Origin of the sequence: Shewanella sp. NKUCC05_KAH (assembly GCF_019345585.1) — a bacterium.
Classification (GTDB): domain Bacteria; phylum Pseudomonadota; class Gammaproteobacteria; order Enterobacterales; family Shewanellaceae; genus Shewanella; species Shewanella oncorhynchi.
In genome coordinates, this window is sequence record NZ_JAHKQZ010000012.1 from 1 (window position 1) to 11,340 (window position 11,340).

At 41.6% G+C, this 11,340-nt stretch carries 12 protein-coding genes and 1 pseudogene; all 13 read right to left on the reverse strand.

Annotated elements, in window-relative coordinates; translation table 11 throughout:
* Positions 1 to 1,905 (reverse strand): annotated as a pseudogene (locus tag KO533_RS11950) (hypothetical protein); the annotation flags it as partial.
* A 550-nt stretch (positions 1,906 to 2,455) separates the two neighbouring features.
* On the reverse strand, positions 2,456 to 3,022 hold the full coding sequence (locus KO533_RS11955; RefSeq protein WP_219254320.1) for a hypothetical protein: 567 nt from the start codon (positions 3,020 to 3,022) through the stop codon (positions 2,456 to 2,458).
* Positions 3,023 to 3,027: 5 nt separating this feature from the next.
* Positions 3,028 to 3,447 carry a hypothetical protein gene (locus KO533_RS11960; protein WP_219254323.1) on the reverse strand — a complete coding sequence of 140 codons (420 nt, stop codon included), beginning with the start codon at positions 3,445 to 3,447 and terminating at the stop codon, positions 3,028 to 3,030.
* Between the two features lie 7 nt (positions 3,448 to 3,454).
* Complete coding sequence (locus KO533_RS11965) at positions 3,455 to 3,961, reverse strand: hypothetical protein (RefSeq protein ID WP_168826357.1); 507 nt, start codon at positions 3,959 to 3,961, stop codon at positions 3,455 to 3,457.
* 38 nt (positions 3,962 to 3,999) lie between these two features.
* Positions 4,000 to 4,806, reverse strand: coding sequence for a type III secretion system protein (locus tag KO533_RS11970; protein ID WP_173248270.1), 807 nt, complete (start codon positions 4,804 to 4,806; stop codon positions 4,000 to 4,002).
* A gap of 14 nt (positions 4,807 to 4,820) precedes the next feature.
* The gene (locus KO533_RS11975; RefSeq protein WP_173248272.1) at positions 4,821 to 5,864 is read right to left on the reverse strand and encodes a VspD; all 1,044 of its coding nucleotides are present in this window, start codon (positions 5,862 to 5,864) and stop codon (positions 4,821 to 4,823) included.
* 156 nt (positions 5,865 to 6,020) lie between these two features.
* Positions 6,021 to 7,193 carry a hypothetical protein gene (locus KO533_RS11980; RefSeq protein WP_198572420.1) on the reverse strand — a complete coding sequence of 391 codons (1,173 nt, stop codon included), beginning with the start codon at positions 7,191 to 7,193 and terminating at the stop codon, positions 6,021 to 6,023.
* A gap of 20 nt (positions 7,194 to 7,213) precedes the next feature.
* Positions 7,214 to 8,401: a hypothetical protein gene (locus KO533_RS11985; protein ID WP_173248276.1), complete on the reverse strand. Its 1,188-nt coding sequence runs from the start codon at positions 8,399 to 8,401 to the stop codon at positions 7,214 to 7,216.
* 168 nt (positions 8,402 to 8,569) lie between these two features.
* Entirely contained in the window at positions 8,570 to 9,058 is a 489-nt protein-coding gene (locus KO533_RS11990) for a regulator (RefSeq protein WP_173248278.1), read from the reverse strand.
* A gap of 29 nt (positions 9,059 to 9,087) precedes the next feature.
* Positions 9,088 to 9,579: a regulator gene (locus tag KO533_RS11995; RefSeq protein WP_219254325.1), complete on the reverse strand. Its 492-nt coding sequence runs from the start codon at positions 9,577 to 9,579 to the stop codon at positions 9,088 to 9,090.
* On the reverse strand, positions 9,566 to 10,111 hold the full coding sequence (locus tag KO533_RS12000) for a type III secretion protein (protein WP_173248282.1): 546 nt from the start codon (positions 10,109 to 10,111) through the stop codon (positions 9,566 to 9,568). The genes KO533_RS11995 and KO533_RS12000 overlap by 14 nt, the downstream gene beginning before the upstream one ends.
* Positions 10,111 to 10,389: a type III secretion system inner rod subunit SctI gene (gene sctI / locus KO533_RS12005; protein WP_263162474.1), complete on the reverse strand. Its 279-nt coding sequence runs from the start codon at positions 10,387 to 10,389 to the stop codon at positions 10,111 to 10,113. The genes KO533_RS12000 and sctI overlap by 1 nt, the downstream gene beginning before the upstream one ends.
* Positions 10,390 to 10,941: 552 nt before the next feature.
* The gene (locus KO533_RS12010) at positions 10,942 to 11,316 is read right to left on the reverse strand and encodes a hypothetical protein (protein WP_173248284.1); all 375 of its coding nucleotides are present in this window, start codon (positions 11,314 to 11,316) and stop codon (positions 10,942 to 10,944) included.
* Positions 11,317 to 11,340 lie beyond the last annotated feature (24 nt).

Below are 11,340 nucleotides of genomic sequence, written 5' to 3' on the forward strand. Positions count from 1 at the left end.
CGTTTGCGCACCCTGACTCAGATTCACTGGTGTTGAACTACTCACCTCCCATTTACGGCCAGTGTATCCTTTTGCAGCATTCGCCTCAGGCACTTCTGTTGCAGGGGTGTCTTCCGTAGGCACGCCATCCGTCTGTGACATTGAAGGCGTGTTTGTGGTCTTCGCCGCGACAGGCGGACGAGCTGGTGTCCCCGCATTCGTCGGTGTTTCTGCGACGGCTGTCGGAACATCGGTTTGCGTGCCATCATCTGTCACATTCGCCACCGATGGCGAACCGTTGCCCGTTACCGCTGGGGTTGTACCTCTGTCATTGCCAACCGCGGGACCACCGGGATGACCAGTCGCTGCACTCGGTGCTGCATCTGGGGTTGTCCCCAAATTACGTCTAGGTCCTGGGGTGTAATTACTGCCCGTTTGCGCACCCTGACTCAGACTCACTGGGGTGGGACTACTCACCTCCCATTTACGGCCGGTGTATCCTTGCGCAGCATTTGCCTCAGGCACCACTGTCGCAGGGGTATCGTCCGTAGGCACGCCATCCGTCTGTGACATTGAAGGCGTGTTTGTGGTCTTCGCCGCGACAGGCGAACGAGCCGGCGTACCTGTATTTATAGGTACATCGGTTTGCGTGCCATCATCTGTCATCGATGGCGAACCGTTGCCCGTCACTGGTGGGGTTGTACCATTGCTATTACCTGCCGCAGAATCAGGCTCTGCACCAAGTGTCGTACCAAGATTACGTCTAGGTCCTGGGGTGTAATTGCTGCCCGTTTGCGCACCCTGACTCAGATTTACTGGTGTAGAACTACTCACCTCCCATTTACGGCCAGTGTATCCTTGCGCAGCATTCGCCTCAGGCACTTCTGTCGCAGGGATGTCTTCCGTAGGCACGCCATCCGTCTGTGACATTGAAGGTGTGTTTATGGTGTTCGCCGCAACAGGTGGACGAGCAGGTGTCCCCCCATTCGTCGGTGTTTCTGCGACGGCTGTCGGAACATCGGTTTGCGTGCCATCATCAGTTATCGATGGCGAACCGTTGCCCGTCACTGTCGCAGGGGTATCGTCCGTTTGCGTCGCAACTGGCGTTGTGGTTTTCGTTGTTGTACCTGCTAAAGGCCTAGGTAAATCGGATCCCGTCGCACGATCGTGTTCATCAATAACCAATGATTCACTATTAGGAATAACAGCATACGCTGTAGCACCATCTTTCCCTTTTATTTCGACCATTTGAGCACATGCATCATCCCCGCTTAGAAGTAAATTGAATAAGGTTACCAGCTGCGGATCTGCTTGCTCTTGGCACTCAGATATTAACGTCTTTAATCGCGCTTGACGCTCCTTAACTGGCGTCTCGACAACAGTGACTTCAGCAGCATCAGCAAAGGGTAACGTGACCCGCCCGATCGATGTTGCATCAGTTGTTTGCGTGCCGATATTATTAACATGCGACTCGTTAGGGGTCTTAACTTGATCTTCTGAAACCAGATTAATGTCTGGATCCTTGGAAGAGTTAATAAAGACATACCAACTGTTATGAAAGTTATTAACGTTGTTAAAACAGTTATTAAAAACATCTCCGCGTTCGGTGTCTTTGTCCGTCACATCTTCTGTATGCTTAGGTTCCGGTAGCTCGGCCAGGGGAGGTAAATGAAAAGGGCGCTTAGTTGGTAAATCTTTGGGGGCATCAACTTTAGGCGGCTCAAGCGGGGCTTTTTTCTTCTCTTTATCGCCAGCGACAAATTGGGAGCCACCATACATAGCTATCGCAGATGCATTACCATACATCACTACAAATACCGTCGGTAATAAACTAAATCCTAAGGTGAAGGGAGCTAACACAGTACCGATTGTTACGGCACCGGCGATAGCAGCCAAATGAAACTTAGCCTTTTTCTCTGTGCTCACTCTATTTGATTTTTTAGTGCTTTCTTTAATCTTTTTAGGCTTAGCTTTAGAATGAGGCTCTTCCGTCTCCAAAATACTAGGGGCAGTAGAGACACTCTCTGGAGTTTGAGGTTCCGCAGATCTAAGTGTTGGAGCTCTAACGTCCAATAAAGAGGTAGATCGTGCTATATTCCTAGGTAGAGCCTCACGGTCTAAACGTAATAACTCTGGCATAGAAGTACTACGAGTCAACGCTGGATTAAGTGCCATATTAAAATCTCATCTTTTCAAATAAATTAATGCTTAACCGTCTCACATTATCTTCGGAATAATCTTGCTCAGCTATTGTGAGAGTAAGAAATCCATCAACACGAATAAATACACCTTTTGAGGCCATTTCAAATTGAAAAATAAGATCAATAACGGCCTCCAAGTTAACGAGATGTATTAACTGGAAAAAAGGAAAAACTGGCAGCAATAGATTGTCTGGGTAATCTCTAAAAATAACACCCTCATTTTTTTCGAGGCGCTGTAAAAATTGTTGAATGTAGTCACACGTTCTAGTTTTCATTTACTTTGGACAAACCAATACAAGGTCATTATTAGTTAACGACAATATTTCTTCAACACTAAGACTAGTTTTAAACATAGTACAAGATGCCATCAGAGCTAACGTTTTCGGTAATGAAGATAAACTAGTTTTCAAATAGTTAACATCAATAATGAGTGTATCCACTTTTAACAATGCAGATATGTTGAAATCTCCTATAATAAGTTTGCAACTCATTAACAGAGGCAACTCATCTATATCCATCTCAGGATATGATTTAAACGCTAATCCATACTGGCTTAAGACTTGAGTGATTACATAGGATAAGTAATCCTGTTCGAGATGGTTCACATCCAAACCGAGCAACCTGCCTGCTTCGCATAAAGAAACATATAGTTCAGCCTCGATACCAACATGCTTTAAGCTGAGTAATATGAAATCCTGCTGCTGAAATCGATGACATACAGCCCCCACATCAACTCTAATCTCTTGATTATTAAAAGTTGTCCCAGCAATCTGATTAACTGCTCGGTACATTGCTGGTTTCATCTCATATTTTGGCATGAGAGTGACGCGCTCTTGTTTCATATATTTCACCGATTCCTGGATAACAGTGCTAATACATCCATACTCATTTTAAAATCTATATCATCGATCCAATCACGTATTCCAGCAGGTGTTTTGCAAACAAAGTCATAAAGCTGTTGATAAGCATCTTTCGAAGTCACCTCTTCAAAATCAACACTTTGTACTAATGTTAAAATAAAGGTAATTTTATGAAATTGACTATCTAGTATCCCTTCTACCACAATCGCTTTAACTGTTGTTTCAGAATAATCGCGCAACATAGCAAACCATTCGATTACCGCTTGTTTATCGGTATATATCTCCACATCAGATAATCTATTCCAACTAAGCCGTTCTGACTTAGCCTTTAATAACTGATAAGGATCAAGTGTTTTACCCTGTAAATGACAATGCGAGATACGAATATGGCGATTATTTTTAGGCATTTATACTTTACTCTTGAATATAGTAACGGCGGCATAAAGCCAATAATGACAGTAAACCATCTAAATTATGTTCATAAGCGACAAGTTGCTGCACCGTGCTGCTATTCGCATCCATATTCCCTGCGGAGGACTTAACATCTGCAATATATTTTTTAAGTTGCTTTCTTAACGTTAATGGATATAAGTGCTCACAGTGCTCTGCCGCATGTAATATCCAAAGTTGAGCATCATTTAATGATTTAACATCGAGTAAATTATCAGAGAAACCTTGCCAATCGCGTAACGCCTTGAGCTGATAGCTATTAAGCTGTCGAGCAAATTGCCTTTGCTGATCCAATGTTAAATTTTTACGTTTAACCCGGAACAGACGAGGATATTTTTTAGTTCGCTTGTCGACTTGCTTTATATCTTTTACTCGGCGAGGCTGGCGGTGGTCACCAGCCTTTTGAGTTCGGTTAATATCCGAAATTTTTTCGGTGCGTTGTGTCACGGCAAAAGAAACGGGTCGAAGCATAGTTAATCAGAGCGAGCTTAGACTCGCTCTGCTCCGTATTATCGGTTAGTCACTAAACTCGCTTTCGCTACAGCTTCAAGGATCTCATTTAACTTCACCGCTTCAGCAGTCAGATCTTGAATATATTGATCAAGCTGAGCATCAAACTTCTCTTTCAAGTCTTTGCTCGCTTGAGTCTCTTCTTGTACTTTCACCTGTTCAGCATTTTGAATTTCATTTGCATTGCCAACCATACCATCAGCCATTCCACCCATTTGAGTGACAGAGTTGTACTTGGCAGTACGCTGCTGCTGAAGATTAGCACTGTATTGATTAAGCTCTTTTGCTGTTAGATCTGAGACTTTAGGAGACTTATCAACATTAGTGACTTTACCAGACTCAAGATCCGTCGTTTTTAATAACTTGACTCCTCCTGTATCCGCAGCCCCTCGGTCGCCCATTTTGGATAAGTGTTTATCCTTCAGCGTTTTAGTTTGGCCAATTCGAACAGTTGCTGCAGTTGTCATTCCCATGTTAACCACAGATGACGCTAAGGTAATACCGAAGCGTAATTTGGCATCTTGAGATTTATCTTGCGCGAGCATAGTCGCCAACTCTGACGTAGCAACAGCTTCACCAATGCGATTCTTCATCACTTGAGCGCGAACCTGTTGAGACGACTCGATAATTTGTGCTAAAAGTGCCAGTAAATCAGCCATTGATACCGAGCCTTTGTTGGCCTCTTTCAATGAGTTTTCATAACTGCCCCATGCTTTTTGATCTATCGGCTTGAGATTATTAACAGAAGAAGTCTCTTCAGATTTTGTCGATGGTAGTGACAGTGCACTCATTTGTACTAAATTCATAAATTAGCTTCCTCTTACATATTGATTGAAATAATCTTGTCGTTGTATTCGCGCTGATCACTATTAACTTTAAAAAGTGATTCAAAAGCATGGCTTACCGCACGCAACGCCTGATTAAGCATGGTCAAGATTTGCTGGATACGTGTTTCCAACTCCTCTTGGTTTGCTTTAGCAATCTCAAGATCTTTTGTAATGTCGGCAGACTTAATCGCGTAACCGCTACTCACGACTGAAGTTGCATTTGAAGTAACCGAACTTGCTTGAGCAATCTTTGAGGTCAGCTTTTCGCCACCACTTGCAAATGACTTAATCTTATCGAGCAAAGGCTCAATCAACTTCATAACTTTGTTGACCATACCCTGAATTTTTGTCGATATAGTGCTGAATGACTTCAACGTTTTAACTGCGTCGACAGCCTTATCAACCATAGTTGCGACTTTCGCAGCCCCACTCGCAACAGCCTTACCCGCAGTCGCCATCATGTTCCCAGGATTGAAACTGACCACCATACTGATAATGCCAATAGCAATCTCTAATCCCATTGATACATAGCCCCTGATCTCTTCAGAGACACCTGCGGCTTCCATAATCTTATCGACAATTTTAGGCAATACGATCGAAGCAATCATGAAACCAATCATCACTGCAGCCATAACAGGATTGAATGGCGCCATTATAATTGCCGCAAGAAAACCTAATCCCATAGCAATCTTGCCCCAAATGCCTTGGCTCTTTTGGGCTTGCTTCTGTTCTTCAATCTGCGCCATACGCTCTTTAAGCGCATCGATCTGAGTATTTTTTTGAATATCTATCAGTGTTTTTTTCGCTTCAGAGTTTTCTTTACCGGTACCAGAAAACGCTTCAGCGGCCAGTTTCATACTCTCTTGCACCATGCGCCAGAGCTGACTATCGGACACTCCAATCGTATTGCCTGGTAAGGGTTGATTCGGCTTAGCCGATTCTGTCGCAGCAGTGTTTTGGCGCTGAACACTCTGGCTCTGTTCATCGACTGTACCAATAATGCTTGGCGCAGCGACGGTAATCATGAATGTACTCATAGTTATTTCCTTTCATGTGACGATACTGGGAATAGATGCGCACTCACTATCAGAGTTACTGAAGTGAGCTTGCACATCTAAATTCTCGCGATGCGAGCGGCATGTTCCCAGTGCTACCATGCCCTTCTATTTTGTACTTAATACAAACACGACTCTTTAGATGTTCCTTGCGAATGCCATTTGCTCATCACGGCAGACCTGAATCCAATACTTAAGGGTCTGCTGCAGCATCTTGACTTGATCGCCGATACGGTTAATTTCTTTAATATCTTCATCAGTAAGCTGTCTAGGCGAGAAGTTTTTATAAAGATCTGTTAAATATTGAGCCTGAATCGTTCCGTCATAATCGAAGGCCTGAGTCACTCCAGGTGGTAAAGGCTTATTTGTGTCCGACGAATTCTGCCAACCAGGACACTTAGCACTGAATAAGTACGCCATCGCATCCATATTGGCTAATTTAGTGAGTAGTCCATCAACCTCTGCTTTACTGCCAGTGAGAATGGTCTCGACCTCGGCTGCCGATACTGTTTGATCACCGTTTAACGCGCTCAGCAACACAATTCTTGCCATAGGGCTAATATCGTTAAGGCCGCTGGTGATCCAGCCACCGGCATTGGGATCGTTATACACAGACGAGGTAAAGCGACTCGATAACTCTGTGGGCGTCGTCGATGAGATATTGCCGCCACTCATAGCTGACATAGCTTGGTAAGCAATGCTATCCGTTGGAATTTTCCCCCCCTGAATCGCACTATTCAGAGTACTCCAAACATTATTGACCTTCGCCCCCAATTGCTCAGGGGTAAAATCCCAATTGGTATGACTGCCACTACCAGTTTTTTCCAGTAGAGTCCCCAATTCTTTCAAGAAGTTAGCGTCTTCTAAACCGTACTCTTTACTATTACTCAACACATCGAGCAGCACCAGCTGGAACATGTTCTCGTACTCAATTCCGTTAATCCCGCCCTCTTTCATAGCAGTAAACATCTGCATAATGGCGGCCTCGAATGCAGGTTTTCCACCGCTGGTCCACTTATTAACGATGTCTAATTGACTTCCATAGCCCTCAATACTCGTCGCAAGAGCCGAAGCAATAACGGCCTCGGAATGTTGGCCCGCCATAGCCATCACCACTTGTTTCTGCTGCGCCGCAACCATTAATAGCGTTGTTACATCCCCCGTTTCGACATCGAGTGAGGCGAGCGCACGGTCAGCAATCGCCAACTTAGATTCATTCGCGACAGGCACCATAGCTTTAAGTGGTGCATTTTCGGTTGTAGACGGCACTGTCCACTGGGGCTGAAGACCAGAAACACCATTAATACTCATAGCAAACTCCCTGTTGATTGTTAGATATTTCTAGCAAATGCCATGAGTTCATCCCGGCAGATCTGAATCCAGTACTTAAGGGTCTGCTGGATCATTTTCACTTGATCGCCGATACGGTTAATTTCTTTAATATCTTCATCGGTTAACTCGCGTGGTGGAAAGTCGGTATACATATCTTTAAAATAACCGGAATCCAATCCAACCCCCTCCCAATCAATCACCTTATGCCCATTTTGAGTGACTTCACGCCAACCGCTATCTTCCCCGTGACCATCATTTTTAAAGAGAAAATCCATAGCAGATGTATAACTTCCGCCCGGTGTATTATTTTTAATAAAGTCATTCAACTCACCCACTGACCCAGTGAGAAATAAATTTATCGTATCTTGCGTTACGTCAGGATACTTATTTAAATAGGCAGCCATTAGTGCCATACGTAACATAGGCGAGACACCTGCATCACTTGGATATCCAGCATCACCAATAAACGAATATTTATTTTCAAAATTATTTTTAAAGTGGTCGACTAATGCAGATGGTGCGCCTTGTTTATCTTTTAAAAATGTCAGTACTTCATTACACAGGCTGTCTTTCGGAGCATTTTTCAACATAAAGTCAAAGATAGCTGTACTTTTATCTGCGAATTTCTGTCCATTCCAGCCCTCATGATATCCATGTGAACCAGAACCCGTGCTCTCTAAAAAATGCATCATGTCCTCCATCATCTGTGGCGTGAGATCTGGAAAGTCAGCTGAGTGTGAAATGTAATCCATAATGGCTAGCTGAAATAAATCTTCAATTTCATTACCTGTGATACCATCTTTCAGAAAACCTTCGAACATTTCTCTCATTGCACTTTCGAACATCGGCAGACCGCCAGTTGTCCAACCTTGTATATGTGCTAATTGTTTACCATAAGCTTCAATGCTTCCCGCCAAAGCAGAGGCGATCGCGCTTTCAGAGCTCAAGCCAACCATTGAGCGTACAACTTCTTTCTGATGGGCAGCAAAAGTAGCAAGCGTCTGAAATGGAGATGGCTCACTCTTAGTAAATGGCAGAGCTTTATTTGTTTTTTCTTCTTGCTGGGAGGCAGACTTAACTAACTTTTCTATATCATTTAGATTTTTTTTATCGGCATCAGTCAAAGATGAACTTTTTTGTTCAAAATTTAGCGCATCTGATAACACTCGTGCATTATTCACTATCATTTATAGAGTCTCTACAATTTAAGAATCCTGTATCCTCTTGATGGTACAGGTTGGGAATGCACTCACACAGAACAGCTAAATGTGTGAGTCATGAAATTGGCTTATATCTCAAGAAAAAACTTAGATTCAAATGGTTGTTTCATATTGACTCTGCAATACTATCTATAATTAAGGTAAATACGGGCTCAGCTGCGACTTAAGATAATGATATCGTTGCAGATAGAAATCATTTAAATTATCTTCTTTTACAATAAGCCAGGTAACACTAGCCTCGGTATATTCATTTAACTTATAATGACACAAAGAAATGTTGAGAATAGTTTCATCTAGATCATTTGTCGGGAAAGTCTTTAATATGTTTAGCACTTCCAAAGCTTTTTTAAATTGCCCTTTTTCCAAAAAAATGGCAGCTAGACATCCTGGGCCTCGATGATCATACGGATTTAAACCAACATAGGCAGAAAAAACAATCTCAGCTTCCTTAAATTGGAAGTCAGTATAAAACTTAACCCCTAATTCATAAATTGATTTTAGTTGAGTTATTGTGATTTTCTGCGACTTACGCATAGCTGCAATATCTTTTTCAATGACTGTGCCACTCAATAGCTCAAAAAAGTCATCACAGGTTTCACCTGGGCGTATTGTATTTTTTTTCATATAAATTCAATCCAATTTTAACGGTTATTTTACCCGCCGCTGAGTTCGATATCTGTATCCTTGGCGACTTGTAAGATAAAGGCATCAAGTCTAGTAGAAGATTTTACTGCTAATATGGATTCTGGCAGTGATATACCTAGTCTTAAAGCCCAAATGATGGCATGACGTGGATTGTGAATAGCCAATAATGCTACTCCAAGTTTTTGGGTGCACATATTTTTTGACACATTAGAATCGAGTTTAATTCCTAGCGTACTTGACCAGAGATATTGACTTTGATTGAGATATTGCTTGCTCAGCAGCCAAGAGCGATCACTCGCGTCACCTTTGCGAGCTTGATATATGACTACGCTACCCAATGCTTTCACTAAAGCAGTAATTTTTGAACGTCTAGGTGTAAACCATACCTGTACCTCACTCTCGGTTAGTGATGTAAGCACACTATATTGATCCGGGGAAAGTCGCCGATTGACCAGTAAATAATGTAAGTATGTTTGATGAAGTTTTTTATACTTTTTCATTACCCGTATTCTGAAAAAAATAACTGACAGTTAATGTATCCAACTCTGAAACTAAGCCTTTCAAAAAACGCTCAATATTCAACTTATTTTCACGTTCGATTTCATCAAAGCTAAAAATAATAACCGAGACTCGCTTATTTTTTTCCCCAGTGACGATAACACTGCTCCGTAGCACATTGGGAATAACACTAATTTTGTTATATATTTCGCGGCTCTCAAGCAAGTTTCCCTTCACTATCTCTAACTTACTCAAGCTAGCAAATTTTGACTCAAGCAGATCATTGAGATCTTCTCGTTCAAAATAGAAATTGAATTTTGTTAACACTTCTCTCGCCTGAGCTAAGTGATCTTTATCAACATAGACAAGATGACGATCCTTACTAATAGATAAAGAAGCGGAAACCTGATATCGGGCCAGCAGAACAACCACTTTATTAGCTGCATCAGCGGAATCAAAATTGGCAACTTCTACTCGGCCCTGATCATTACATCCAAAGAGTACAAGAAAAACTATCCAGTACAGTTTTTTCATCACTGGGCCTTCATGACATCATTTATTGCAGTGGCAGACTTCGAAGCAATTTTAGTTACTGTTTCCTGATACATGCTGTAATGAAATACCGATTGTTGTAAGGCCAACGTATCCTGCAAGGTAATCGTTTTGCCATCATTTATCTTCTGTAAATTATTCATAATCTCTTGAAAACCTTCACCAATATTATTAAAGGTATCTTCAAATACAGAAGGTTGTATCGCTTGTACATTAAGATCTACCATTTCTAAACAACTCTTTAAATCAATACGCTTCACAATGTTTGATATTTAACCGCTGCTATCGTTAGCAAGCAAATGAACAAACTGGAATCAAAGTGAAAAAACACGAGTTTAAAAATAACTTTTTAATACAATGAGTTAATCAATAGACCCCGAGTTATTAGTTAAACTCCTAACCCGTCATATCCAAATATATGCGCTTTAGGAAAGTATTTATCGGCTTCAGTTTTACGCTTTACCCAAACTTCAACACCTTTCCTTCTCTAAGTAAGTCATTTGTAGTCGAACAGCTTCGCTATGGCCTACAATATAAATATTCTTAATACTTTATCGGGTAAGCTTTTGGGCTAACAATTCATTGCTAAAAGGGCTATAGGTGACACCATTAGTCATATGACGAACACGCGTTGCATTGGATTTAGAATCAATAGCCACTTTTTCAGTGCATTATGGAGCCAGCTTAGTCGGATATACTGGAGACAGTTGATGAACAGATAATAATGAAAGAACATTAAAATTAACTAAATCATTCCTCTTGAATCATCAACTGCAGAAATTTCATTCCTGAATAATGATGTAAATTACTGGCTAGACTTTGATATATGCAACCATGTTATTGAACAGTTTCAGCTTACCGGCCAACACTCGTTCTACATTAGCGATATCTGCGGAAAACTCTGTCACTACTGTTAATTTCTCTTTCTTTATATTGAAGAAAACGTCTTCATCAGACATGAGACTCTCTATTATTTTAGGTGCTTTATTTTTAAGCATGCGTTGATCACGCAAGGGGATTTCAATAAAAGTTTGCAATGTTCTATCATTTATATAAACAAATATCTCCTCTCCGCCATTCAATTCGATTGCGATAGGATCATCACCCTCGATGCGAGATAATAAGCTTGGTGACACATTAAAATCATCTACGAGTGTTTTATAAACAATTTCTCTGAGTTTTTTCATAATACCTTCCGTTTAAAAGTTAAT

Excerpts from the sequence above, each read along its gene's own strand:
- KO533_RS11995 (WP_219254325.1), bottom strand. The coding sequence starts at position 9,579 with ATGAAAAAGTATAAAAAACTTCATCAAACATACTTACATTATTTACTG.
- KO533_RS12000 (WP_173248282.1), bottom strand. The coding sequence starts at position 10,111 with ATGAAAAAACTGTACTGGATAGTTTTTCTTGTACTCTTTGGATGTAAT.
- KO533_RS11985 (WP_173248276.1), bottom strand. The coding sequence starts at position 8,401 with ATGATAGTGAATAATGCACGAGTGTTATCAGATGCGCTAAATTTTGAA.
- KO533_RS11960 (WP_219254323.1), bottom strand. The coding sequence starts at position 3,447 with ATGCCTAAAAATAATCGCCATATTCGTATCTCGCATTGTCATTTACAG.
- KO533_RS11980 (WP_198572420.1), bottom strand. The coding sequence starts at position 7,193 with ATGAGTATTAATGGTGTTTCTGGTCTTCAGCCCCAGTGGACAGTGCCG.
- KO533_RS11965 (WP_168826357.1), bottom strand. The coding sequence starts at position 3,961 with ATGCTTCGACCCGTTTCTTTTGCCGTGACACAACGCACCGAAAAAATT.
- KO533_RS12010 (WP_173248284.1), bottom strand. The coding sequence starts at position 11,316 with ATGAAAAAACTCAGAGAAATTGTTTATAAAACACTCGTAGATGATTTT.
- KO533_RS11955 (WP_219254320.1), bottom strand. The coding sequence starts at position 3,022 with ATGAAACAAGAGCGCGTCACTCTCATGCCAAAATATGAGATGAAACCA.
- KO533_RS11970 (WP_173248270.1), bottom strand. The coding sequence starts at position 4,806 with ATGAATTTAGTACAAATGAGTGCACTGTCACTACCATCGACAAAATCT.
- KO533_RS11975 (WP_173248272.1), bottom strand. The coding sequence starts at position 5,864 with ATGAGTACATTCATGATTACCGTCGCTGCGCCAAGCATTATTGGTACA.
- KO533_RS11990 (WP_173248278.1), bottom strand. The coding sequence starts at position 9,058 with ATGAAAAAAAATACAATACGCCCAGGTGAAACCTGTGATGACTTTTTT.